A 26,147-nucleotide genomic window follows, 5' to 3' on the forward strand; every position below is an offset into this window, starting at 1 on the left:
CACTCGCTTTTCGCATTTTTTCTTTTTTCATTGTAGCACACGCACGCGGATATGCAGCTTGTGACGCCTTGGCGGGCGCCGACAGATATGGGAACGCAGCAAAAAAGGGGCCGCTCACGGCCCCCCAATAAGATCGCTTATTTCTTCAGGATCCGGATGCTGTTCAGCACTGCCAGCACGGTCACGCCGACATCGGCGAAGACGGCTTCCCACATCGTTGCGACGCCGAATGCACCAAGGATCAGGAACAGACCTTTGACCGTCATGGCGAAAATGATGTTCTGCCAGACGATTTTGCGCGTTTCCTTGGCCACGTTGATTGCAGTCAAGATTTTGGACGGTTGGTCATCCATGATGACGATATCGGCCGCTTCGATCGCGGCGTCGGAACCCAAGCCGCCCATCGCCACGCCGATGTCGGAACGGGCCAGCACCGGAGTATCATTGATGCCGTCGCCCATGAAGATGACTTTTTCGCCCTTACGTTTGCTTGCCAACACTTGCTCCAGTTTCGTTACTTTGTCCTGTGGAAGCAATTCCGCATATACTTCATCGATGCCGATCTCTTTGGCGACCGCTTCGCCTACCGCACGGGAGTCCCCGGTCAGCATGATGGTGCGGATCCCTCTCGCCTTCAGGCCGGCGATCGTGTCCTTCGCATCCGTTTTGATGGCGTCTGCGATCAGGATGTAGCCGGCATATTTTTTATCCACAGCGATATGCGCAACCGTCCCGGTTTCGGGGGCCTGCGTGTATGCGATGCCGAATTTTTCCATCAAACGGTTATTCCCGGCCAGGACCACTTGCCCATCGACGCAGACCTGCAGACCATGGCCCGCTATATCATTGGTATCGGCGATCCGCTCTTCAGCTATCGGTTTGCCATAGGCTTCTTTGATTGAATCGGCGATCGGGTGGCTCGAGTGCAGTTCCGCATAAGCAGCCAGTTCCAGCAAACGCTCGGCGGTCAAGTCACCGGCACTCTCGATGCGGGTTACGGCAAATTTGCCTTCCGTCAAGGTGCCGGTCTTGTCCATCACGACCGCTTTGACATCATTCAGGCCTTCGAGGAAATTGCTCCCCTTGACGAGGATGCCTTTGCGCGAGGCCGAACCGATGCCGCCGAAGAAGCCGACCGGGATCGAAACGACCAAGGCGCACGGACAGGAGATGACCAGGAAAATGCTGGACCGGTAAAGCCATTCCTGGAAGCTTTCGCCCGGGAACAACAGCGGCGGCAGCACCGCCAGCAATACGGCCGCGATTACGACAATCGGCGTGTAGTAGCGGGCGAATTTGGTGATGAAATTTTCCGTCGGCGCTTTCCGGCCGCTGGCATGCTGCACCAAATCCAAAATTTTGACGACGGTGGATTCGGCAAAGGGCTTTTCGACGGCAACTTCGATGACGCCGTTTTTGTTGAGGAAGCCGCTCAGAATGCTGTCACCGACTTTGACGCTGCGCGGCACCGATTCTCCGGTCAATGCCGAGGTGTCGACAGCGGAGGCTCCGTTCACGATTCTCCCGTCCAGAGGCACTTTTTCGCCGGGACGGATCAGGATGATGTCGCCGATTTGGACGGTTTCCGGTGCCACTTTTTCGATGCCGGCAGTTGTTTTTACGTTTGCGTAATCAGGCCGGATGTCCATCAGTTCGGCGATGGAGCGGCGGGATTTATCGACCGCGATATCCTGGAACAGTTCCCCCAGCTGGTAAAACAGCATGACGGCCACTGCTTCCGGATACTCCTGGATGTAGAAAGCGCTCAGTGTGGCGATCGTCATCAGGAAGTTTTCGTCGAACAGCTGCCCATTCTTGATGTTCAGAAGCGCATTCCAAACGATGTCGTAACCCGCAACCAGATACGCGGCCACATACAATGCCAATGAAACCGTTCCGCTGACCGGAGCGAAGATGGCGGCCAGCAAAATCCCGAAGCCGACGACTAGGCGGAGGAGGGACTTCCGGATTCCGCTCTTATCCCCTGCTCCGTGCGCATGACTGTGGCCATGCCCATGCGCGTGATCCTCGTGATCGGCGTCATGGTCGTGATGGTTGTGCACATTTTCGGCGTGCTTTCCTTCAGCCGATTGGAGCACAGCGATCGGCAATCCGTCCTCTCCGATAGGCGCACCGCTGCTTTTCAGAGTCGGACGGATATCCGGCTCCAGAACGCGAAGCTTTTGTTTCACTTTAGGCAATACTTCAGCCTCGAGTCCCTCTTCGATTTCGATCCGCAGCGTCTTCGTCATGAAGTTCACATTGCTTTCACGGATCCCTTCTATTTTCGCGATGCCCGCCTCGACTTTGCTGGCGCAATTGGCACAATCCAATTCGTCCAAATACCATTCTACTTGTTTTACCTTTCCAGACATTCCGATCCCTCCCCGGTTATTTGTCCTGATTTGCATTTATCCGAAAAACGGAATGATTCCGCATTACATATGAACAACCATTCATGTGTAACCCATATTATAGCCCTCGTCCATATCCCTGTCAAACAGATGGATCCGTTGCCAAGTTTTCACCGTGCTCCTCCTGTCAGCGTGCGCAAAAAAAGGCCATCTCATTACGAGACAGCCCCATGACTTCTTTCCCTACAGTTCGTCATAGCCGATATTGAATGTATCTCCAGCGCTCAGATCGCCAGTCTCGAAGCCTTTCGTGAACCAACGCATCCGTTGCTCGGAAGTACCGTGCGTAAAGCTGTCCGGCACGACATAGCCCTGGTACTGTTTCTGCAAGGTATCATCCCCGACGGCAAAAGCTGCCTGCAAGGCTTCTTCGAAGTCGCCTTCTTCAAGAACCCCCTGATCCTGGACATACCTTGCCCAAACGCCAGCCAGATAATCGGCCTGCAATTCCAAACGCACATTCAGCTCGTTGTATTCCGTTTCGCTGAGCTGGTTACGGGCGCTCTGTACCTGATCCATGATGCCCAGCAAGTTCTGGACATGGTGCCCGACTTCATGGGCGACGACATAGGCCATCGCAAAGTCGCCGGACGCGCCGTACTCCTGCGAAAGCTGATCATAGAAGCTCAAGTCGATATACAGTTTTTGATCGGCCGGACAATAGAACGGTCCGACCTGGGAGCCGGCCACCCCGCAGGCTGATTGGACCTGACCGCTGAAGAGCACCAATGTCGGCTCGACATACGCCATATTGTTGTTGGCAAATTCCTGTGTCCAGGCATCTTCCGTGTAAGCCAATACGACGGATACGAATTCAGCCATCTCGTCCTCGGTCTTATTGCTTGTTTCGGTGATGCCTGTCTGCGGTGTTTCAGTCGGCGTACTGCCGCCACCGCCGAACAGGTCGCCGCCACCAAAGAGGGCGATGATGATCATGATGATGATCCCAAAGATTCCGCCGCCTGCCATGCCGCTCATGCCCAGACCGCCGCCACCCGTCGAAAAACCGCCACTGCCGCGTCGGTCTTCAACATTCGAACTTCTCCTTCCACCCTTCCACTTCATAAGGATACCTCCAATATTCTATTTTTCGCATCGGTGGCTGAAGTTCAGCAAATTCATCTGACCTTTGCCCCAATCCGAAAATCGATTGCTTTGATACACTCATTATATAGTATGTGCGGATAATTTAAAAAAAATACACCTGAAGCGGCTCGTTTCCGAAGCGGATTCTGCTTCCAATAATGCTGCAAGATACCCTACAACTCCATTTATCGGAGGACTGCAAAAAAAGAGAGCAGGACAGAACGCGTTTAGCTCCGGACCACTGGAGCGAACAAGCGCAGAATGGCTGCAGGCCATTCGAGCATTGTTCGTGAAGTGGAGCCAGGGGCTGCGTTCTGTCCCGCGTTTACGCACACTATGTTCGGATACAAAAAGAGACTGGGAGTTTAGTCCCAGTCTCTTGCCTAATCTTTATGCTCTTCCAGATTTTCGACTTCTTCGATTGTCAAGCCCTGGTGTTCCTGCATGTAGCGTTCTTTTTCTTTGTTGCGGTACTTGTCCATCTTGCGGCGGAACAGTTCGCCGTTGGAAGGAGGCGTCCAGCTGATGGCATTAGCCCCCGCATCAATCGCCGCCAAGATGGTTTCATCCGTCGGGCCGCCCGTCGCAATGATCGGAACATCCGGGAAATTTTCGCGGATGCGGCTCACGATGTAGGCCGTGTCCTTCCCGCCGCTGACGTTGAGGATATCGACGCCGGCATCCAGCCGGGCTTGGATATCCATGTATTCCGTCACGATGGTGCAGACGATCGGGATATCGACCGCTTCTTCGATCTGTTTGATCGTTTCGATCGGAGTCGGCGCGTTGACGACGACCGCCAAGGAGCCTTGCGCCTCCGAAAACAAGGAAATATTGGCGCTGCGTTTGCCTTGGGTCGTCCCGCCGCCGACACCGGACAGAATCGGAATCGTTGAGACATTCGCGATACTTTGGATGACCGCCGGATGCGGGGTAAATGGATAAACCGCGATGACGGCATCCGCATCGTTGTTCAGGATGATCGCGATATCCGTCGTAAAAATCAGGGATTTGATCCGTTTCCCGAAAATCCGGATACCGGAGCAGTTCCGAATCACGCTAGGAACTTGGACCGTGTCACTGCGCAAATCGGTTGTGATGCTGGGTGCTTCCCGTTTGACTCTTGGTTCCATTGTTTCGCTCCTTTACTGAAAAATGTGTCGAAATCTACGGCAAATCAGCCGATGCTGAGGTTTTCTTCCTTCAGGACTTCCGAATAGAACACTGCGCGTGCGGCTTTTCTTCTTGGCTCCACGATGAAGGTCAGGATTCCGAAAATCGCGAAAGCCGCCAGCATCAACCCTACCAGCAATAACGCTTGGTACAATAACGCATCGGAATCAGCGTTCGCCGCTCCGGCATACATCGAAAACGCGGAGACCCCGATCCCCAAGAAAAGCGCAACCGGAATCAGGTAGACGACCAGATAGGAAAGATCCAATTGGAAAAGCCTCATCTTCTTGCCTCTCATGAAGGCTTCACTCTGCCTCAGGATGTCCGTCGTCTTCATATCCGGATTATCAAAATAGATGAAGTTGGACAATGCCAAGGAATAGAGCTTCATGATGCCCGGTATGACGAGCAGCACGGACCATAAAATGACGTAGACGGCCTGCAGCGCAAGCACGCCCAACGTTTTGGACAGCTGATTTTCGAACGGTTTGACCAGATGGCCTGCCGAAAGCGGCGTCCCGTCCAGCATATCCAGGTAGCCCCACTCATTCCCCATCTGCATGGAGCCGATGATCAGCGCCACGATGATTGAAAGAACCACATTCAGGGTCGTCTGGAACGGCGAATACTGCATCGAGAAGACAGAATCCCAATTCGGCAAGGTTTCTCCTGTCATCCGCATGTTCAAGGCGCTCTCTCCGGTCAACGTCCTGACCACCGATTGCAGCACGCTGTTCGCGATCGTGATGAGGATCAGGTTGATGACTGCCATTTTATAATTGCCGCGTAGATATTCTCGAGCTGTGGATCTGATTTCTTTGTTCGTTAGCATATAATTATGACCACCCCTTACAAATTTCGATAACTTTAGTATACCATAATTGAACAATTTGCAACGCTTTCAGATAATTGCCTTTCATTTATTTCCTTAACAATCCGTCAGCGTTCGTGTTCGTCGACTTTCGCTCCGCAATTCGGGCAAAAATGCGCGCCTTGCGGATAGGAGGCACCACAGTTCGGACATCTGCCCTCAATCGGTTCGCCTGTCTGGTACAGTTGCAGATCGCTTTCCCGGATCGAGACCGTTTCCTTCCGTTCGATCGCTTTGCCGATTTTCGGATCAAGCAAATACCACGTGTCGCAACAGGTCGTACGGACGAGATATTTTTTCCCGAAGCTGAGAATCGGAATGAAAAAAAGCCGGAAACGATTGCCCACGAGATAGACTTCATAGCGTCCAAAATGGCCGCAGCGGCTGCATGTGATCGTCTGGCTGTATTCAAGTTGCTTGCGGAACGGCAACACGTCAAAAAATAAAAACATCAATCGGTTCCCCTTTCTGATTCTTCGAATGCCTGCTCGTATGCACGAAACGTCGCATCGTCAAAGCAAACGAAAGTGATTTCAGTGATGATCGTCTGCGGATGGTTTTCCGAGTATGTTCGGACGGTCCCGACAGCGATTGCGGTCGCCCGATCCAGCGGGTAGCCGTAAATGCCGGTGCTGATCGCCGGAAAGGCAAGCGTGCGGATTCCGTTGGCCTCCGCCAATTCCAACGACTTTTGGTAGCATGATGCCAGCAATTCCGCTTCGCCGTGCGTTCCGCCCCGCCAGACCGGACCGACCGTATGGATGACATGAGCCGCCTTGAGCCGGAAGCCTGGCGTCAATTTTGCGTCGCCGGTACGGCATCCGTTCAAAAGGCGGCACGCAGCCAGCAGTTCCGGCCCGGCGGCGCGGTGGATAGCCCCGTCGACGCCGCCTCCGCCGAGCAGGCTTTCGTTGGCGGCATTGACGATGGCATCGACTTCGCAGCGGGTGATGTCCCCTTTTGCCAAGCGCAAATTCGTTTGATTGATCTGCAAATCTTTCATTTCGATTCCTCCCTCAGAACCCATTCAGTCTGGACATTTCGACAAGTACACTTTAACAAAATTCCGGCGGATTATCCATTTGGCCGAATCATCCAAAACGGTCGGCTACGCGCGGTCGCTCCGCTAGACTTTTGCGAAAAAAAGGAATTAAATGAAGGTGACGAAATACACGGAAGGAAGGTTTTCGAAATGGCGGACAACCAGAACAAGCATAAAAGGATCCTCGGTGTCGAAAGCAATATTTTCTTTGTCGGCTTGACCAGTTTCCTGACGGATACGACGACAAAGATGGTCTACAGCATCCTGCCATTGTTCCTGACGACATTGGGAGCTTCGAAAACGGAAATTTCCCTGATTGAGGGGATTGCCGAAAGCACCGCTTCGGTCCTGAAGTCGCTGTCCGGCTGGTGGAGCGACAAAATCGGCCGCAACAAACCGTTCATGATCATCGGCTACGGCATCACCGCCATCCTTTCCCCGCTGTTCGCTTTCGTTGCAACCCCGCTGCAGGTCCTCACGATCCGCTTCATCGAACGCGTCGGCAAAGGCATCCGCACGGCGCCCCGTGACAGCCTTGTAGCCGGATCTTCTGAGGAAAACAACAATGCCGGCCTGAATTTCGGCTTCCATAAGGCGATGGACAACAGCGGCGCCATCGTCGGTCCGCTGATCGCCTTTGCCGTATTGGCTGCCTTCCCCGGCGATTATCGGCGCGTCTTCCTGATTGCAGCCATCCCGGGATTGCTGGGGCTGCTGTCGATCATCTTCTTTGTGAAAGAAGCCAAACGCGCCAAGTCGGAGCGGCTCGGGAAATTGGCTTTCCGCGATTTCCCTAAGGATTTCTATCTGTTTCTGCTGATCGTCTTTCTTTTCACGCTGGGGAACTCGACGGATGCCTTGCTCCTGATCAAGGCAAGTGACGTCGGCGTCAGCGATGCCTTCATCCCGATCATGTACCTGGTGTTCAATACTGTTTCGGTCGCCTTCTCCGTACCGCTCGGGAAATTATCCGACAAAATCGGCCGCAAACGCATCATCATCGGCGGCTATCTGATGTTCGCGCTGATCTATTTCGGATTCGGCAAAGCCGCTACTCCGCTTGCGATCGTCATCCTGTTCGCTTTTTACGGACTTTACAGCGCCGCGACGGACGGCATCCAGAAAGCGTTGGTCTCCGACATCATCGGCAAGGAAAAGAAAGGCACCGGACTGGGCCTTTATAATGCACTTCTGGGAATGACGCTGCTTCCGGCCAGCCTGATCGGCGGCTGGCTCTATGATACGTTCAACAATCGGGTGCCTTTCTACTTCGGTGCGGTCACTGCCTTGCTTTCGGCATTTTTGATGTTTCTTTTCTATCGACGCGGGAAACGCAACGAGGAAAACCGTGCTTAATGAAGCGCTGCATACGAATCGTTCGGGTTTGCGAAGGAGACGGCGACAGCGAAGGCAGTCCCCGCCTAAACGGTTTTGACGGGGAATCTCGTGTCGTGCGTAGCTGTGTTTCCCCGCCAAGCTGATTTTGGCGGGGAGACTGAGTAGGATTCGAACTGTGTTTCCCCGCCAGCAAGGTTTTGGCGGGCTAATTCTGATCAGAAGTGCAGTGCCCGAACAAAAGGGCTGCACCGCACGTTCATGTTGGTTTCGCCAACCCGTACGTGCGGTGCAGCCTCTTTGGTTATTTCAGCAGTTTGGCGAGGGCCGCCATCTCTTCTTCGCTGAACGTCAATCCTTTGCCCATCTTTTCGTGGTTGGGACTCCATTCGCGGATGTCGTATTTTGGCGGCCGGCCGTTCCAGCTGACCAAGTTCAATTCTTTCGTCCAACCTTTTGCGGATGTGGACAGTACGCCGAGTTCTTCGACGATTTCAAAGGTGATGTCTGCCATAGGGAGGATCCTTTCTTTTTTCGAATGTGTGGACTGCCGCCTGGTCGGCCTTCGGATCGGCAGCTTACCCCTTCATTATAACGCAAATTGCGGTGCATTAGAAATATCCGCGGACTATTGAAAGACGCGTTTTTGTTTTTGTTTTGGGCCGGTCTGGAGTTCGTGTCGGTCGTTCCGAACGCTTCTCCCGGCTTCCAGTCGACAGATGGTTGGTCTCTCGGGTATTCAAAGTGCCATCCTGGGCTTCCAGTCGACAGATGCTGGGTCTATCAGCAGTGGGGGTTCCCCGACCTGAAAAAAAAAGATCCTCCGGAACAGCGCTTTTGCGTGGTTCCGGAGGATCCTTGGTCTCTACAGTAATTCTTCCAATCCGCTCAGCCAAGCATTCTCCAAACCGCGGATCGCCTGCAGCAAACGCTCGGCTTTATCCTGATCCGGTGCGGAGTCGCGCCACTTGTTTTCCAACTCCGCATCCGTCAATGGCGCCTGCGGAGAACCCGTCGGCACGCTCACTTCACGGCTGTGGACACTTCCGTCCGTCAGCATGATCCTGACGATCGTGAAGCGGCCGATCGGGATGGCTTGCGGATCCGGTTTATGGTCCGCATCGTAGCATCTGGACATTTTTTCCATCAGCATTCCGGCTTCAGACGAGACAGGGGCAGAACTGAAATTCGCGAGCGTATATGGCTGACCCAGCAACGCCAAGGCGACGACATATTCGATGCTGAAGCGCCCCTGTTCGCCGGTCTGCGGGCGGGTATGGATCAAAGCCGCATCGCCGCCGGGCGGAAAAACGATGTCTATCTTTTCGATAGCTGCGGCATCCACGTGCAGCTGCGCCAACTCCAGCGCGGCGTCCGCGCCATGGGCGGCAGCGGAGCAGAACGGGTTGCGTTTGAACCAGAGACCGGGAGCGGCTATCCGCCAAGTTTTCCCCCAATCCTCGGTCAATGCGGTCCGGGCGGCTTCATCCGCTGCTTTTCCGCCGTACACATGCAGAAAACCGATTTTTGAGTCGAGCGCCGCATCGGTTCCGCGGAAGGCCTGTTGGGTCCATTCAATCGCCTGGACCGCCTGTTGCGCGGCAAGCCCGGCATGCAACGGCTTCATTTCCGTGCCGAACTGGACCCGCAGTCCGCCAGCCTGACTGACGGCGATCCCAACGGCATTTTGTGTCTGTTCAGCTGTGAATCCGAGCAGACGCGCTCCCGCGAATGTAGCAGCAACGGCCCCGAGCAAGGAGGTGTTGTGCCATCCTTTCAGGTAACTGGCCGTTCCGATCGCTCGGCCAAGCCGGGCCATGACCTCGACGCCGAGGATGTAGGCATCGAGAAATTGTTTGCCGGAAATTTCGCGGCCGGAAGCCAAGGCGAAGAGCGTCGGCAGGATGACCGAACTGGGATGGCCGCGGACGTCGGAATGGACGTCGTCATAATCCAAGGCATGGCCCAAGAATCCGTTCACGAGAGCCGCCTGCCGCCGGTTCGCCCGCTTGTTTTGGCCGATCAAAGCCGCGATGGGACGCCCGCCTTCCGCTTCGATGGCGCCAAGTAATTTGACTGCACCTGCATCGTCCCTGCCGGCATAGGCGCTGGCCAGATAATCGAGGATGCCGCGTTTGGCTTCGCGCAAAGCGGCTACATCGGCTGTCGGCGTCGCCTTCAGAACTTCAGCAACCAGTTTTTCCGTGGATCCGATCAAGCTTCCCATCTTTCCAGCGCCTTGATCGCCAAAGCCGAGAAATAGTCCGCGGCGACCGCCAAGGCTTCCTCCTTGAGATTGAACTCAGGATGGTGCCATTCGCGCGTACCCTCGACACCCATGAACACAAAAAAACCGGGGATGAGCGTCTGGTAATGCGCGAAATCTTCTCCGCCGGCTACCGGTTTCGGTTCTACCCAACGGTAGCCCTGTTCGGCAGCCGTTTCTTCCATGATCGCCTTGAAGCGGGCATCATTGTCCACGATGGAAACGTACGGGTGCCAACGGAAATCGGCAATGGCGCCGAATGCGGCCGCGATCCCTTCCGCTGTCCGGCGCATCAAAGCCGGGATCTTCTCGCGGTCTTCCTTCTGGAAAGCGCGGACGGTCCCCTCCATATAGACTTTTTCGGGGATGACGTTCCATGAGTTGCCGCCGTGGATCTGGGTGATGCTGATGACGGCATTATGGAAAGGGCTCGTATTCCTGCTGATGATCGTCTGCAGGCCGGTGATGATCTGGCTGGCGATGACGATCGGATCGATGGCCGAATCGGGTATGCCGGCATGGCCGCCGACTCCGTGGATTTCCAGCTCAAACCGGTCCGCGCTGGCCATCAGCCCGCCTTCACGGATGCCGACCGTTCCGACCGGCAGATCCGGCTTGTTGTGCATGCCGAAGATGGCGGAGACGCCCTCGAGTGCGCCGGCTTCTTCGACCCATTTCGCCCCTTGCGCGATTTCTTCGGCTGGCTGGAAAATGAAGCGGACGGTCCCCTTCAAAGCCGCTCTTTTGGATTGAAGCAGGATTGCCGCTCCGATCATGGAAGCTGTATGATAGTCATGTCCGCAGGCATGCATAAGCCCTTCCGTTTCGGAAACGAACGGCAGACCGGTCGCTTCTTTTACCGGCAAAGCGTCGATATCCGCGCGCAACGCAATGGTCGGACCAGGCAGCAAGCCCACGACCTCCGCAATCAGACCCGTCTCCAGCGGGTAATCCAGGATCGTGATCCCTTCCTCCGCCAGCCAGCGGCGGATCCGCGCGGTCGTCGCGAATTCCTTGCCGGAAAGTTCCGGGTGTACATGGAGTTCGCGACGGTAAGCGACCAGCTTCTTATAGAGTTCCGTTGCGGTGTTCGTTTCTGTTTGCATTGCAGTCATGGTATCATTCTCCCTTTCGATGGTTCACTGACTGATTCAGGGCTGAGCGAACCCGTTCAGCTTTCGTTGTTTCCTAGTTGTTTCAAAAATTGTCTGGTGCGGGGCTGCTGCGGATCGCCGAACAGGCTTTCCGGCGGCCCTTGTTCCACGATGTTGCCGTCCGCCATGAAGATGACGTGATCGGCGACTTCGCGGGCAAAGTCCATCTCGTGCGTCACAATAATCATCGTCGTCTGCTGGTCGGCGATCGATTTGATCACCTGCAGCACCTCGGCGACCAATTCCGGATCCAGCGAGGAGGTCGGCTCATCGAAGAGGATGGCGTGCGGATTGACCGCCAAAGCCCTGGCGATACTGACGCGCTGTTGCTGTCCGCCAGAAAGCGTCGCCGGATAATTGTCGGCTTTCTCCTTCAGGCCGACTTTCGCCAGCAAGCCGATTCCAGTCGCTTCGGCTTCGGCTTTCGGCATTTTTTGGGCGACGATCAATGCTTCGGTCACATTCTGCAGCACGGTTTTGTTCCGGAACAGGTTGTAGTTCTGGAAGACCATGGCCGTTTGACGGCGCAGCTGCTGGACGTCTTTGTTGGTGTAGTTTTCCGCGTCCAATGTCGCCTCGCCGATTTTGATGAAGCCTGCATCGGGCTGCTCAAGGAAATTCAGGCAGCGCAAGAAGGTTGATTTCCCGGAACCGGAAGGGCCGATGATCGCCAATACTTGCCCTCGTTCCACTACTATATCGATTCCATTCAGCACGGTCAACTCGTTAAATTTTTTCTTCAAACTTTTTACTTCTATCATTGTATCCCCCCTAGGTCCGGTACGGTTTGCTCAGTTTTTCTTCCAACAGGCGCTGCAGATAGGTGTAGAGGATGATCAGCACCCAATAGACCAACGCGACCGCCAAGTAGCTCTCCAGGAATTTGTAGGAGGATGAGGCCATCATCTTGGCCTCGGCAAAGAGCTCCGTGACGCCCAGCGAGAACGCCAGCGAGGTTTCCTTGATCAGGCTGATGAAGGTGTTGCCTGTCCCCGGCAAGGCGTTTTCGGCGGCTTGCGGCAGGATGATCCGGTAGGCTGTCTGGAATTTTGACATCCCCACGGAAATGCCGGCCTCCATCTGCCCCTTGTTGACGGAGATGATGGCTGCGCGGAAAATTTCCGCCAGGAACGCCCCCTGCTTGATGCCTAAGCCGATGACGGCCGCTGTTACGGCCTGCATCGTGGTCAAGGCAGGGAAAAGTTGCGGCATGCCGTAGTATATGATGAACAGCAGCACCAATGTCGGAACGGAACGGAAGAAGGACAAGTAGAGGCTCGTGAAGCCGCGCAACACTGGCGTTTTGCTTTCCTTCGTGACCGCCAACAGGATACCGATCGCGATGGCGACTGCCATCGCCAATACTGACATGAACAGGGTCAACGGAACGTATTTCATGATCGCAGGGATCACTTCCAGGACATAGGCAAAATCAAAATTCATCTGTGTTTCACTCTTTTCTTTGGTGTGCATGAACGTACACAATATTCAAAATATATGACTGCATCAGGGGTGGGTGGACCCGTTCCGCTTTTCTTCCTATTCTCCGGCTTTGACGGTGATGTCTTCTTGGCTGAAGTATTTTTCGGATAGTTCTTTCAGTGTGCCGTCTTCGCGCAATTCGGCGATTTCGGCGTTGATTTCGGACTGCAGTTCTTCGCCGCGCGCCGTCTTCGTGAACGGGAAAGCGATGTCTTCATAGACGAACGGCTCGCCGACGAACTTCAGCGGCAGACTGTTCTTTTCGATTTCCGCGATCAGGGAAGCTTTGGAATTCACATAGCCATCGACACGTTTGGCCACCACGTCACTCATTGCGCCGTCGCGTGTTTCGTAAGTGCGGATCGTGATTTCACCGTTCGTGTCAAAGTTCTGCAGGTTCCTCACGTTGTTCGAACCCAATACGCCGGACACTGTTTTGCCCTTCAGGTCTTCGAGCGTATTGATGTCGGCGTTGTCCGTGTGCGTCACGATCGTTGCCCCGGCATACGCATACGTATCGGAAAAGAGGAATTTCTCTTCGCGTTCCGCTGTTTTCGCCACGAAATTCGCGACTGTATCGATTTTGTCCGTTTCCAATTGCCCCATCACGCCGCTGAAGTCGGAAAGTGTCCACTCCACTGTGTAGCCCAGATTTTCTGCAACCGTCTCGATCACTTCCACATCAAAGCCGACCAGTTCTTCGCCTTCGCGGTATGCGTTCGGATAGCTTTGACCGGTTGCTCCTACGCGCAGCACTTTTTCTTCCGTCGTTGCCTGGGAACTCGTTGCGCTGCTTGCCGAGCTGTCCGTTGTCGTGCCGTTTCCGCAGCCAGCCAGTACGACTGTCGCTGCAAATGCCAATGCCATCAATTTTTTCATTTCTATTACCCCTTTTATTTGAAAGATTTTATGATTGTTTTTTTGAAATAAGCGGTGATGTGCCCCAAACCGAGGTCGGCCTCGGCGAATTTTTCGTAGCCCCGGATTTCATAAAACTGCGGCAGCCACGGATGCTCGACCGCCGTTCCCAAGGTAAGCGCCGGGCATTTCAGCTGGTCGCGGGCGATGTCCTGTTCGATGAAGTCCAACAGGCGGCTGCCGATGCCTTTTTTCCCGGCAGTGGGCGAGACAGCCAGCCAGCCGATGTGCGGCAGCCCGGCCGGACCCGGATTCGGGCCCCAAGGCATCCGCAAAGAGATCGTCCCCAACAAGCGGCCGCCTTCCTCCAGAAAGTAGCAGACGTTGTTGGAAATGTGTTTTTCTGCGGCTTGCGCGTCCGCGTGCGCAGCGGCGAAATGGATGCCCAGTTCGGTGTTGGAAACGTAGGCTTGTCTGAGCAGTTCCGCCAATGCGGGTGCGTCCACTGCCTGCGCCAAACGGAAAGTCTGCGTCATACTGCATCCGCTCCTTTTGCAGCGGCTCCCAAACCGGTTGCTGCGAAGCGCTTCAGCACCTCATCGACTTTCTGCGGCGCCGATCCGAGATAGGTCTCCGGATCGAGCAGGTCAGCGATAGCAGTCTCGTTCAGATGCTGGCGCACCGTTTCATTTTCGACGAGCACATCGCGGAAAGAACGTTCCTCCTCGACCGCCGCCATCGACAATTCATAGACCAGATGGTGTGCCGTCTGTTTGCCCAACTGCTCGGACAGGATGAACATGATCCTTTCCGACAGCAGCAGACCGCCTTGCAGGTTCAGATTGCGCAGCATGTTTTTCGGCTTCACGACCAAGCCTTTCAGGACGGCTTTTGTGTTGGCCAATTGCGAGGAAAGGTAAATGCAGATTTCCGGCAGAGCGATCCATTCGCCCCTCCAGGTCATCGCATCGCGTTCATGCTCGACCATCGTCGACTGCTGGATCAGCGACACATTCGCCAAAATCGGACGCGTCAGGCTGGCGATGCCTTCGAATGCCGCCGGATTGCGTTTGTGCGGCATCGTCGAGGAGCCGATTTTGCCGGCCGTGAAAGGTTCTTCGACTTCATCGATTTCCGTGCGCATCAGGTTGTAGAATTCATTGCCGACCTTTCCGAGCGTGCCGCTGATCAGGCCGATGATGCTGGCGTACTCGGCGATGCGGTCGCGCGAGGACTGCCAGCAGATGTCCGGCGTATGCAGACCCAAGCGCTTCAATGCAGCGGTTTCGACAGCCGGACCTTGGTCGCCGAAGGAGGCATAGGTTCCGACCGCTCCGGCGATGCCGCCCACAAAAATCCGGTCTTCGCTTTCCTTCAAGCGATCCAGATGGCGCAAAACTTCACTGAGGACAACCGCCATCTTGAAGCCGAATGTCGTCGGCAAGCCTTGCATCCCGTGCGAGCGTCCGGCCATCGGTGTTGTGCGGTATTTTTCGGAAAGACGGGCCAATTCGCTTGCGATTTCTTCCAGTTCGCTGATGAAAATTTGATGCGCTTCCTTCAATTGCAGCACTGTCCCCGTATCGACGATATCTTGCGTCGTCGCACCGAAATGCACGTATTCGCCGTCAGCCCCGCTCAATTCCTGCAAGGCATTGATTGTCGGCATCAGCGAATGCTTCAGCTTCGCCCCGCTCGCCGCCAGCGCCTCGAGATTGACGTATTCGCCTTTCGCTTTCGAAGCGATTGTTTCGGCCGCAGCTTGCGGAATCAAGCCCAGTTCCCCTTCCGCAAGCGCCAGTGCGGCTTCGACATCCAGATGCTTCTGCAGCCGATTGTCCTCCGACCAGACGCCTCTCATCGCTTCCGTCCCGAAATTATTCCTCATCATGATCATATCTATCACATGTGATGCCATTGTCTGATTCCTCCCCCAATTTATGTCCGAATTTCCGTTCAAAATGAACAGAAATTAGCTTCTGCTAGCTTACCATTTCAAAGCGGATTGGCATATTTCGCATTTCCGAACAGTTTTGATAGGAAAAATCGAACACCCGTGCACTTTATTCCCGACGAGGGGGCCTTCGCCGGGAATTAAACAGTCGTTCTGCACCTGTTTCCCGACCAAGCAGCCCTCACCGTTTTTCGGCTCCTTCTCCACAAAAAAGAATCGAAAAAACACCCATTATCACAGTGCTTTTCGATCCTTTCCGGTATCATCTATTCTATTTATTCTGAATTCTTCAGGTACAGCACCGTTTCCTTGTCGGAGGAAGTCGGCAAAGCATGGGCGGTCTTGTATTTCTCATGGCCTTTCCCGGTCAAAAGGATCCAATCGCCTGCTTGAGCCTCGGCTACTGCAGTTTGGATTGCCAATGTCCGGTCCATAATGACATCGACCTTATTCAGCCCTGCGGAACTTTCCCGGTAACCCAAGTACTCCTGTTCCATCGTCTCTTCCGGAATGCCGTTCAGATCATCGGTCGTCAAGACCAAACGCGCACTCTGGCCGGCCGAAGCCGCGATCATTTCATCCCGCTTCGACGCATCCCGGCCGCCGCGGAAGCCGAAGATGTGCGTGATCCGCTCCGCGCCTTCCTGCTGCATCGAGGTCAGGATCGAGCGGACCGCTTCCGGCGTATGCGCATAATCGATGACGCAATGGACACCGTTCTTCAGATGGACGATTTCGTAACGCCCCGGCACGCCCGCAAAAGAGCGCATCTGTTCCGTGATATCCGCCAACGGATAGCCGAGTTCCCGGATCACGGCGCCCGCCATCGCGATATCATAGAGATTGTGTTCGCCGGGCATGTGCGGATCCAGCGCCGCCGTCTCGTCCGAAACGGCCAATGTGACTGCCTGATTCGTCATCTTTTTTATCGACAAAACGGATGTTTCCTGATGGCCCACGGTGATGACCGGTATCCCTTGGGCGACCAGACGCTGCGCCAACTCCAATCCCCCGGCATCATCGGTATTGACGACCGCTTTCCCATCCGGCTTCAGCTTGGCGAACAAAAGCGCCTTGGCTTCGAAATAAGCCTCCATCGTTTTGTGGTAATCGAGATGGTCATGCTGCAGGTTCATGAACAGGGCGTAGTCGAATGCGACGCCTTCGAGACGGTACTGGATCAGCCCGTGCGAAGACACCTCGATGACGACGAAGTCATCGTTTGACGCTGCAATCAACTCGTGCACTTTTTCGGCATTCGGCGTTGTGTTCAGCGTCGGATATTGGATGCCGTTGATTTCATTATAGATGGTGCCGATCATCGAAACGCCAAACCCCTGCTGCTCCAGCAAGCGCTTGAGGAAAAAAGCGGTCGTCGTCTTTCCGTTCGTGCCGGTGATGCCGATGATACGCTTCCTGCCGGAAGGATGGCGATAGAATTTATCCGCCAACTGCCCCAGCGTTTGACGACTGTTGGCGACTTTCAGGTATGGGATCGGCAGAGTCTCCGGGCAATCATGTTCGCCGACGATCAAAGCGGCCCCTTGCTCGATTGCATGCCGGATATAATCATGGCCATCCTGCTCGAAGCCGGCGATGGCGACAAATACCCTTCCTTCCGTGATGTCCCTGGAACTGTCGGTGATGCCGGTGATTATTTGTTCTCCATCCCACCTCGGCTGCTCTCCCAGCTGATAATCAGACAACATTTCTTTCAGTTTCATGGACTTGCTCCTTTGATGTTGTTTCTGGCGGGTTTCAGTATACTTACCAAATGCGAAGTTTTTATGAATTTTCATAAGAAACACGCGTTGCTTTGTATAGGATACAACATCAGGGGCGTTTTCCGATAATGCTATGTTGCAGAATCCACTGGGTAGGCGCAAAAATATTAGGATAGTTTTCGGACTTTCAAATATGCTTTAGCGATTACACAAGCCATGTCCGTCAGCCCTTTTGCGTATTCAGGATTTCCCAGACGACCGTCACCGTATCGCTGTTGCTGATGTCTTCCGGCTCGAGATCGATCATCGGGGCGCTTTCGTAGGCCATCTTCGAAGAGGCCGCATAGACACGGGAGCGCACTTCGATCTCGCCCCAATCGTAATCGACCGCCAAAATCTTACCGAGCAGGACGCCACTTGCAGCAGCCAAGATCCGGGCCTTTTCCTTGGCGTCGCGCACGGCATCCTCCAGCAAAGCTTGTTCGACCGCCTGCCGATCCTTCAGGTAAAAATAGACCGAAAATTCCGGGTCCGCTTCGCAGCTTGACAGCGCCAAGAGGATTTCGCCGAGGCGTTTGCTGTCGTTCCCGAAAGTGATCTTCAGGTCGTTGCGGTAGCGGTAACCGAGGAAGTAACGCTTGCTTTCGCCGCGGAAATCGTTCCGGTGCTCATACGCGCTGTCGATCGAAAAGTGCGTGGAACGGATCTCCTTTTTCGGGAATCCGAGCGGCAACAGTGTTTCCCGGACTTGCTCAAGCGCCAAAGCGGCATGCTGCATCGCCAATTCGTACGTGTCCTTGATGCCTTCCAACTGCAGCGAGATGGCGATGGCATCCGGCGGCGCGCTGGCGAAGCCCTTGCCTTTGACAGTCATTTTTGATGTTTCCATTTGAGTCGTCCCCTTTTCGATTGGTTTCATTTCCTTAAGCCTAGCATGCGGAGAAAGGTTTCGCAAAAATCAATGACTGCGTGCAGAAAAAAACAGCCGTTCAGGACGACTGTCGGGATTTTTCCTTATTCTGTTCCTTTGCTGCTAGCCGATCGATCAGCCTGCGCACGCCATACGTCAAAGGGATCGAAAGGTACAGGGCTATCTGCAGACTGTGCAGCATCAAAAATTCCATTTTATTGATCGGCTCAGGGAGGGCCCTGCCCAGCTGATACAGCTGATAAGCCTGCTGCGCCTGCAGCCCGGCCATCGCCAAAAAGAAAGCGTTGCTCCAGAACGGTCGGCGCGTATATTGGTCAAAGAAAGCGTGCCGATAAACAACATTCACCGAAAAGAAAAGGGCAGTGATCATGATGATGATCTTGATCGCATTCTGGGAGGAAATCCCGCCGAATTGGTCTTCCGGCATTGAGACATAAACAAGCAGCAGCGCTGTCATCACCAGCACACTGTAATAGCCAAATTGATGCCTCACTTTTTGCTGATGATCATCGTAAAATTTCATAATCAACCCTCCCTAGGTCCAGCAAAAGGTCTGACCAACGTATTCATTTCGCTTTCCAGCATATCGATTTCGCAATAGGCAAGACTCGGATTGTTGGCGGCGAAATAGCGATAGATCTGATTCACACGCAGGCGGAATTGTTTCGGGCCTATCGGCAACTGGTTCGCGCGCTTCAGGCCGCCCTTTTCGCCCAGCAGGAACTGCCCGTTCAAGGCATGGATGACCTGCACCCAGGAGCTGACCGCATGGGAGAAGCTGGCGCTGACGAAGTGGATATCCCCCTGCAAGGCGGAATTCCGGCCGTCTGCAAGCAGCAACGATGCTTCTTTCATGAAATAAGTGACTGTCGCCTGGCGCAACTTTTCCGGATACGATTCCTGCATCGCAAGTTTTCCCTTCAACGCTGACAGCGCATGATCCGGTGCTTCCCAGAGAATCTGGCCGTAATGGATTTCAGCCGCATAGCTGCTGTTCACAATGCCGAAAGGATGGCCGCTGACGTGCTGGACAGTGATCCTTCCTTCAAGGCACTCCACGATGGCCTGATCCACAAGTCCGATTTCCCTTAAATTGTAATCGATCAGCATACCGCCATCACCCAATCGGCGGATTGCCTGTTCCAATTCCTGCCGGAAAAGTTCTTCGGGCACATGGTACAGCAAGATAACGGGTTCCGATCCCCGCTCCCCTTCTTCACAGAAAACAATACCCAGCAAGCCAGAAACACTCCTCAACTCACCCACAAGCTTCTCTCTGTTCACTTCATTCACACACGTCACCTCATATTTTTCGATTGAAAAACGGACCGGAGTGGCAGATTGGGAAATATACTGAGTTCCTCACCGCCGGTACCCAAACTTGAATTGTGCAATTTGCTTACTTTTATCCTATCATTTTTAGCCCATTATCGCAATTTTGACAATATCCGTCTCAGCAGTGAAAGCAGGGGCCGAAAAAGTAAGCGGATTCTGTTTCCGCTTGTCTGCTTTCCGAAAACATGCTATCATTTTATCTATAAACGAGGGAATTGAGTGTCTCCCCTAGCCAATCGCTTAAACCGCTTATCAAAGCTGATGACTTCTGCGCAATAGGCGCAGTCCGTCATCGGCTTTTTTTGGCGGCAACCATTTGGAGGTGTAACTTTTGATTTACAGTATCGCTCTTGTTCTTATCCTTGGTTTTCTGCTCAGTTCGCTTTTCACCCGGCTCCAACTGCCTGGCTTGTTGGGCTTGATTTTGACCGGCATCCTGTTGGGTCCCTACGGAATGGATCTGATGGCGCCGGAACTGCTGGCCATTTCCGCGGACATCCGCAAAATTGCTTTGATCGTCATTTTGGTGCGCGCCGGTCTGACGATGGAACTCGCGGATCTCAAAAGGATCGGCCGCCCCGCTTTGCTGATGACCTTTTTGCCGGCAACCTTCGAGATCCTGGCAGTCATACTTTTGGCGCCTAAGTTGTTGGGCATCACGCTGTTGGAGGCCGCCATCCTCGGCACTGTCCTCGGGGCCGTTTCGCCTGCGGTCGTCGTCCCGCGCATGATCATGCTGATCGAGAGCGGCTACGGCAAAGCCAAAGGGATTCCGCAGATGATCCTGGCCGGCGCATCCGTCGACGACGTCTATGTCATCGTCCTGTTCACCTCGTTCATGGGCATGTACACCGGCAGCGGTTTCCAGGCGATTACGCTGCTTTCCGTTCCGGTCTCCATCGTATTGGGTCTGTTGGGCGGCTTGCTTGTGGGCTTGGGTCTCGTGTTGCTCTTCAAGGCATTCCACATCCGCGACACGATGAAAGTCATGCTGGTGCTGAGCGCCTGCTTCCTGTTGGTGACGGCGGAAGATTCGTTCGCCAAATTCATTCCGTTCTCTGGTTTGCTCGGGGTCATGGCTGTCGGGGCCACCTTGTTGAAAAAACGGCCGGAATTGGCCAAACGCCTCAATGGCAAATTCTCGAAAATCTGGTCCGCAGCGGAAATCTTCCTGTTCGTGTTGGTAGGCTCCGCCGTCGACATCACGGCCTTGAGAGGCGCCGGCTTCGCGGCTGTCGCTTTGATTTTCGGAGCCTTGATTTTCCGGATGCTGGCAGTTTTCCTGGCGGTTTCGGGGACGAGCCTGAATGCGAAGGAACGCCTTTTCTCCGCGATGGCATATACGCCGAAAGCCACGGTCCAGGCCGCCATCGGATCGATTCCTTTGGCGGCCGGAGTCGAAGCGGGCAGCATCATTTTGAGCGTTGCTGTCTTGGCGATTGTCCTGACCGCACCGATTGGAGCCACTTTCATCGACCGGACCTACAAAGCCTTATTGACGAAGGATGCAGCATCCAGAAATTAAAAAAGATACGCCCTTTTGCGCATAAGCGCTTTTAGAGGCGTATCTTTTCTTATTCTTCCAATTCTTCGACCATGCGATAACCGACTCCAATATCAGTCAGGATATATTCCGGTTGCGCTTGGTTTTTTTCTATTTTCCGGCGGATATTGGCCATATTTACCCGCAATGTCCGGTTCTCATCCATATACGGCCCCCAAACCGCCTTCGTGATAAAATCATGCGTCAGTACCCTTCCCGCATACTGCGACAACAGGACAACTATTTTGTATTCGTTGGGAGTCAAATGGACCTCGTTCTTCCTCACGGTCACTTTCCTCTTTTCATAATCGATCGTCAATTCTCCGACACTGAAACTGCCCTCTGGCAATGCCGGATTGTTCATCTGATGCAGGCTATGCCGCAAGGCAGTGCGGATGCGAGCCAGCAATTCCGAAGTGCTGAATGGTTTGGTGACATAGTCGTCCGCACCGCAATCCAGCGCCTCAACTTTTTCCCGTTCATTCCCGCGCGCGGATACGACCATGACAGGGACAGCGGAGAAGGTACGGATCCTTTTCAGGACCTCCATCCCATCCATATCCGGCAAGCCAAGATCCAACAGAACCAAATCCGGATTATATGAGGTCATCAGCGCCATCCCTTCCTTACCTCTCGCCGCCTTCAGGACAGAATAATCATTTGAAAGCAGGATAGCGGTCAAAAAATCCGTAATGTGCTGTTCATCCGAAATTCCTTCTCCGTAATCGACAACAGCAAAAACGGCATCCCCGTTCTTTTTATGCAAGAATAAATCGATGACAGAATCATCCGGGGAATGCGTAATGGCGTTCTCCATCAGATTGATCAACACTTGCATGATCAACGTGGCATCCATTGGTACAAACAGCGCTTTTTCGGGAATGCTGACTCTGAACTTGCGTTTCGGAAACCTTTTCTTGACCCGGCTGAGCGCATCGGAAATGACTTCCTCAGCGAGTTCATCCGTTTTGTTTACGGACACCGAACCTTCTTGAATACGGGTAACCGATAGAAGGTTTTCCACAAGCCGAATCAGCCACTGCGCTTCGCTCTGGATCGAAGACAGCAACTTATGCTGAGTCTCTTTGTCGAAATCCCCTTCGTTTTCCAGCATGGCTGAGCTTGCCCCAAAAATACCAGTCAACGGTGTCCGCAAATCGTGGGAAATGGAGCGGAGCAAATTACTCCTCATCTTTTCCCTCTCATTTTCCACAATCGTTTCCCTTTGTTGATCTGACAACTGTTGACGCTCAACAGCTAAAGCTATCAGCGAAGAAATCATCTGGAGTGTCGACCGGCTTTCATGGTTCACGACACCTTCTCTGCAGCCGATGCCGACTACGCCCAAGACGTTCCCTTCGGATGCAATCGGCATGTAAAAACCATCCGCTCCGCTCAGCGTATCCGTACCTGATCCGGCAATTTTGTTGTTCAAAAACACCCAATTGGCGACCGCTTTCTCGTCCCGGGTGAGCAGGTAGTCCGCCTCTGCTCTATTTGAGCTACTGACTGAGATCCTAGGGATGCCTCCCCTTTCGTCGCCGGCATAAAAAACAACCGGGCGATTGAACGAACGGCTGATATAGTCATTCACACTGGCAACGATGCTGTCTAGTCCTCGTGTTCTCAGCAACTGTCTGTTGATATCATACAAGACCTGCAGACGCTGCTCCCGCTCCACTATCAGACTGGCTTGGTTCCGCGAACTCGTGATGAGGCTTGAGGTTATCAGAGCGATGATCAATAATATCAAAAAGGTGATCAAATAAGATGGATCATTTGTTTTGAAATGAAAAATCGGATCTACGAAAAGGACATCGAACAAAAGCACGCTGACCACGGAAGCAACAATTCCATAAGCATATCCATCCTTCGCCCGCGAAGTCAGGATGACTGCAAGCAGATAAATCATTGCCAGATTATGCTGTTCCACCCCCCAGGATTTCAACAGATAAGAAATAACGGTAGTCACAAATAAAATACCCAACATCTTGCTCGTCTGCGTGCTGGATAAGGTCCACCAACTCAACCATCGCTTGAATGGGAAACTGCGGAGCGCCCTCCCTTGGGAACCATCTGGGTCGTTGTTAGAAAGGATATGGATCTCGCTTTTGTCCAACAAGGAAATGAGTCTGTCCTCAAAATCATTTTCCCATAAACTGTGGATGCTTTTCTTCTTTTTGCTCTTCCCGATAACGATATTTGTGATCCCCGACATATTGGCAAATTCCGCCAATGCTTCAGCAACGTCATTTCCATGTAAAATCAATGTCCTGGCACCCAACTTTTCCGCCAAATTCATGTTTTCCTCCAAGTCATTCTGTTGTTGCGGAGACAGCCTGCTTTCGTCTCCAGTCGCCACATGGACAGCTGTCCATTTGCAATGAAAGGCTTCCGCCGTCACTGAAATGACCAGCCAGTCGGACAAAACGGTTGTCCCGCCCGTCACGGCGCTTCTGTCGCCACCGGATTCGCGGATGACCGGTGCTGACTCGCCAGTGATGGCACTCTCATCAACGGATGCCGCTCCATCCACGACGTCTCCGTCCATGGGGATCTGACCTCCGGCTTCCACGAAGACCAAATCGCCTTTTTTCAGGCTGCTTGAGATGATCCACTCAAACTTGTCATGGTCTTCCTTCGTCCGCAACTTTTTCGCTTGGACATCGGAGCGGGCGCTGCGGAGTGTGTCCGCTTGTGCGCGGCCGCGGCCTTCAGCTATCGACTCCGCAAAATTCCCAAAGAGCACCGTGAACCACAGTATCAGCGTGATGATGAACGTGTAGCCCGAAGACTCATCCTTTGTTCCCGCCAACGACAGGAAATACAGGATAGTAGTGAAGATGGCGCCCAAGTATACGACCAACATGACCGGATTGCGCACTTGTATTTTCGGTGACAGCTTCTTGAATGACTGTTTGACTGCATCCAATAATATATCTTTTGATATGGCATTATTTTCCATTTTTTAGTTTCCCCTCATCGTTATCGTGTGGCAAAAAAATCTGCAATCGGCCCCAGCGTCAATGCCGGCAAGTAGCTCAGCGCCCCAATGATGAGGATGACACCCAACAGGAAAGCCGTGAACAGGCCATCGCTTGTGGAGAGCGTCCCTTCGGTTACAGCGACCTGTTTTTTTCAGCGAAATTGCCTGCTAAATAGATGGCTGCGATCATCGGCACGAAGCGCGCAATCACCATGATGCCTGCCCCAGCCAAATTGGTGAATAATGTATCCGACTCGAAGCCCGCAAAGCTGCTCCCGTTATTGTTGGCGAGTGAGGTGTAATTATAGAGTGCTTCTGTAAAACCGTGCGCTCCAGAAGTATGCAGCCACTCCGTAATCATAGGCAGCACACTGGCAACGACCGTTCCGATCAAGCTCAACAGCGACGGCGTCAAAATGATAATGCTGGCCATCTTCATATCAAATGGTTCGACTTTCTTGCCCAGATATTCCGGTGTCCGTCCGACCATCAATCCCGCTATGAATACAGTCAGCAACACAAAAGCCAGCATCCCATAGATACCCGAGCCGATGCCGCCGAAGACGATTTCGCCTAACTGCATCAAGAACAAGGGCGCTAGGCTCCCCAATGCGGTATAGCTGGACAAGCTGGAATTGGTCGCTCCCGTGGAAGTCGCTGTTGTTGCTGCAGTCCAGAGCGCCGATCCGCCAATTCCATGGATCACTTCTTTCCCTTCCATGTTTCCGCCAGCCTGCACGCCTTCAAATATGGGGCCAAACGACCATTCACTGTAGGTCAACAAAGCCAACAGACCCACGAATAATGCCGCCATCGTGATGAAAAGGGCCCGTGCATGCAACCTGTCCTTCACGGCTTTGCCGAAAGTGAAAAGCAAAGATACAGGTATCAGCAAGATGGAAAGCATCTGCAGTACATTCGATAAGGCTGTCGGATTTTCCAAAGGATAGGCTGCATTCGTTCCGAAGAAACCTCCCCCATTTGTCCCCAGCACCTTAATGGCTGCTTGGCTCGCTACCGGTCCTAAAGAAATAGAGAACAGTTTTCCGGTCTCCAAAGCGGTTGCTTGTTGTGCGCCTTGAAAAGTCTGAATGACGCCCTGCGATGCAAGTAAAACAGCCAAGACGGTAGCCAATGGCAGCAGGATGTACAGGATGGCCCGCGTCAAATCCTTCCAGAAATTACCGATTGCTTCGCTTTCCTTTAAAACCAATCCGCGGATCACTGCAAAAAGAACAGCAAGTCCGACAGCTGCAGAAAGGAAATTCTGTACCGTCAACCCGAGCATCTGCGACAGATAGGAAAGGCTGGCTTCCCCGGCGTAGGCTTGCCAGTTCGTATTGGTAATGAAGCTGGCTGCGGTGTTCAACGCTAAATCCCAGGACATCCCGGCGTTCCCTTCAGGATTCAACGGCAGGAAACCTTGGACCATCAAAAGCATCCATAAACCGGCAAACCCAGCAAGCGAAAATTGGCCGACTGCAAGGGCATAGGTCTTCGCGTCCATCTGTTCTTCTTCATCGACTCCGATGAGCCGGTATACAGCCTGTTCTATCGGTGCAAGGGCCCGCGTGAGTAGCATTTTTTCCCCTGCCATCACTTTATAGATTCCATTTCCGACAACAACTGCAAGCAACACCAACAATACGAAGAAAACGAAATATTGCACAACTATGAAACTCATAGATCTTCACCCCTAAACAAGACATAAAATAAATAAAGCAATAAGCTCACTCCCAATAAATAGGCAAAGATGGACACAATACCCACTATTCCCACTCCCAACTTTTTATACTAAAGTTTTTTCATAAGTCCATCATACTGCCAAACCGCGTTAAGAAAGTGCAAAGGAAATATACAGCGGTGTTAAGATTGCATATAGATGGCGGTTTCATTTTCAAATCGAGTAGGAGGAGCCAACAGGCTCCGACCTCTCACACCACCGTGCGTACGGTTCCGTACACGGCGGTTCAATATCTTAAGTAAGCAGACT

21 protein-coding genes, 1 pseudogene and 1 riboswitch are annotated in these 26,147 nt (G+C 53.3%); of the genes and pseudogenes, 2 read left to right on the forward strand and 20 right to left on the reverse strand.

The features are described 5' to 3' along the window. Positions 1–137: 137 nt before the first annotated feature. The 6 genes from BMX58_RS11360 to BMX58_RS11385 form a co-directional block, all read right to left on the reverse strand. Positions 138–2,375 (reverse strand): heavy metal translocating P-type ATPase, encoded by a 2,238-nt coding sequence (locus tag BMX58_RS11360; protein WP_068624442.1) that lies wholly within the window; start codon positions 2,373–2,375, stop codon positions 138–140. Positions 2,376–2,597: 222 nt separating this feature from the next. After that, positions 2,598–3,479: a KPN_02809 family neutral zinc metallopeptidase gene (gene ypfJ, locus BMX58_RS11365; RefSeq protein ID WP_068624443.1), complete on the reverse strand. Its 882-nt coding sequence runs from the start codon at positions 3,477–3,479 to the stop codon at positions 2,598–2,600. A gap of 404 nt (positions 3,480–3,883) precedes the next feature. After that, positions 3,884–4,633, reverse strand: a complete 750-nt coding sequence (locus BMX58_RS11370) for a beta/alpha barrel domain-containing protein (protein ID WP_068624446.1) — start codon at positions 4,631–4,633, stop codon at positions 3,884–3,886. Between the two features lie 44 nt (positions 4,634–4,677). Then, the gene (locus tag BMX58_RS11375; protein ID WP_068624448.1) at positions 4,678–5,505 is read right to left on the reverse strand and encodes a DUF975 family protein; all 828 of its coding nucleotides are present in this window, start codon (positions 5,503–5,505) and stop codon (positions 4,678–4,680) included. Between the two features lie 107 nt (positions 5,506–5,612). Then, positions 5,613–5,996, reverse strand: coding sequence for a zinc ribbon domain-containing protein (locus BMX58_RS11380; protein WP_068624449.1), 384 nt, complete (start codon positions 5,994–5,996; stop codon positions 5,613–5,615). Further along, entirely contained in the window at positions 5,996–6,547 is a 552-nt protein-coding gene (locus BMX58_RS11385; protein WP_068624450.1) for an O-acetyl-ADP-ribose deacetylase, read from the reverse strand. Before BMX58_RS11385 ends, BMX58_RS11380 begins: the two co-directional genes overlap by 1 nt. Positions 6,548–6,736: 189 nt before the next feature. On the opposite strand from BMX58_RS11385, the gene BMX58_RS11390 reads away from it, so the two are divergent. After that, entirely contained in the window at positions 6,737–7,942 is a 1,206-nt protein-coding gene (locus tag BMX58_RS11390; RefSeq protein ID WP_068624452.1) for an MFS transporter, read from the forward strand. 283 nt (positions 7,943–8,225) lie between these two features. On the opposite strand, the gene BMX58_RS11395 is transcribed toward BMX58_RS11390, so the two are convergent. The 12 genes from BMX58_RS11395 to BMX58_RS11450 all read right to left on the reverse strand — a co-directional run bounded on the left by BMX58_RS11395 (position 8,226) and on the right by BMX58_RS11450 (position 19,583). Further along, entirely contained in the window at positions 8,226–8,435 is a 210-nt protein-coding gene (locus BMX58_RS11395) for a YdbC family protein (RefSeq protein ID WP_068624454.1), read from the reverse strand. Between the two features lie 351 nt (positions 8,436–8,786). Next, positions 8,787–10,148, reverse strand: coding sequence for an MmgE/PrpD family protein (locus BMX58_RS11400; protein ID WP_084254011.1), 1,362 nt, complete (start codon positions 10,146–10,148; stop codon positions 8,787–8,789). Further along, positions 10,136–11,302: an amidohydrolase gene (locus BMX58_RS11405; RefSeq protein WP_275425231.1), complete on the reverse strand. Its 1,167-nt coding sequence runs from the start codon at positions 11,300–11,302 to the stop codon at positions 10,136–10,138. Before BMX58_RS11405 ends, BMX58_RS11400 begins: the two co-directional genes overlap by 13 nt. 56 nt (positions 11,303–11,358) lie before the next feature. After that, the gene (locus tag BMX58_RS11410) at positions 11,359–12,102 is read right to left on the reverse strand and encodes an amino acid ABC transporter ATP-binding protein (RefSeq protein WP_068624456.1); all 744 of its coding nucleotides are present in this window, start codon (positions 12,100–12,102) and stop codon (positions 11,359–11,361) included. A gap of 10 nt (positions 12,103–12,112) precedes the next feature. Beyond that, positions 12,113–12,784, reverse strand: a complete 672-nt coding sequence (locus tag BMX58_RS11415) for an amino acid ABC transporter permease (protein WP_068624457.1) — start codon at positions 12,782–12,784, stop codon at positions 12,113–12,115. Positions 12,785–12,880: 96 nt separating this feature from the next. Further along, complete coding sequence (locus BMX58_RS11420; RefSeq protein WP_068624459.1) at positions 12,881–13,702, reverse strand: amino acid ABC transporter substrate-binding protein; 822 nt, start codon at positions 13,700–13,702, stop codon at positions 12,881–12,883. Positions 13,703–13,716: 14 nt separating this feature from the next. Then, entirely contained in the window at positions 13,717–14,217 is a 501-nt protein-coding gene (locus BMX58_RS11425) for a GNAT family N-acetyltransferase (RefSeq protein ID WP_068624461.1), read from the reverse strand. Then, positions 14,214–15,599: an adenylosuccinate lyase gene (purB, locus tag BMX58_RS11430; protein WP_068624463.1), complete on the reverse strand. Its 1,386-nt coding sequence runs from the start codon at positions 15,597–15,599 to the stop codon at positions 14,214–14,216. Before purB ends, BMX58_RS11425 begins: the two co-directional genes overlap by 4 nt. 311 nt (positions 15,600–15,910) lie before the next feature. Continuing rightward, positions 15,911–17,359, reverse strand: a complete 1,449-nt coding sequence (locus BMX58_RS11435; protein ID WP_068624465.1) for a UDP-N-acetylmuramoyl-L-alanyl-D-glutamate--2,6-diaminopimelate ligase — start codon at positions 17,357–17,359, stop codon at positions 15,911–15,913. 223 nt (positions 17,360–17,582) lie between these two features. Next, positions 17,583–18,248: an SIMPL domain-containing protein gene (locus tag BMX58_RS11440; protein WP_068624467.1), complete on the reverse strand. Its 666-nt coding sequence runs from the start codon at positions 18,246–18,248 to the stop codon at positions 17,583–17,585. Between the two features lie 100 nt (positions 18,249–18,348). Further along, entirely contained in the window at positions 18,349–18,813 is a 465-nt protein-coding gene (locus tag BMX58_RS11445; RefSeq protein ID WP_068624469.1) for a hypothetical protein, read from the reverse strand. A 2-nt stretch (positions 18,814–18,815) separates the two neighbouring features. After that, on the reverse strand, positions 18,816–19,583 hold the full coding sequence (locus BMX58_RS11450) for a hypothetical protein (protein ID WP_131814085.1): 768 nt from the start codon (positions 19,581–19,583) through the stop codon (positions 18,816–18,818). A 244-nt stretch (positions 19,584–19,827) separates the two neighbouring features. Further along, positions 19,828–19,903, forward strand: a riboswitch (Fluoride riboswitch). 53 nt (positions 19,904–19,956) lie between these two features. Between BMX58_RS11450 and BMX58_RS11455 the strand changes: the two genes are divergently transcribed. Then, positions 19,957–21,150, forward strand: a complete 1,194-nt coding sequence (locus BMX58_RS11455; RefSeq protein WP_068624473.1) for a cation:proton antiporter domain-containing protein — start codon at positions 19,957–19,959, stop codon at positions 21,148–21,150. A gap of 49 nt (positions 21,151–21,199) precedes the next feature. Here BMX58_RS11455 and BMX58_RS15040 read toward each other — a convergent pair whose 3' ends face one another. After that, positions 21,200–24,133: a response regulator gene (locus BMX58_RS15040; RefSeq protein ID WP_068624475.1), complete on the reverse strand. Its 2,934-nt coding sequence runs from the start codon at positions 24,131–24,133 to the stop codon at positions 21,200–21,202. 20 nt (positions 24,134–24,153) lie between these two features. Beyond that, a pseudogene (gene kdpA / locus BMX58_RS11465) lies at positions 24,154–25,838 on the reverse strand (potassium-transporting ATPase subunit KdpA). Positions 25,839–26,147: the final 309 nt, after the last annotated feature.

Origin of the sequence: Trichococcus ilyis (assembly GCF_900109135.1) — a bacterium.
Taxonomy (GTDB): Bacteria; Bacillota; Bacilli; order Lactobacillales; family Aerococcaceae; genus Trichococcus; species Trichococcus ilyis.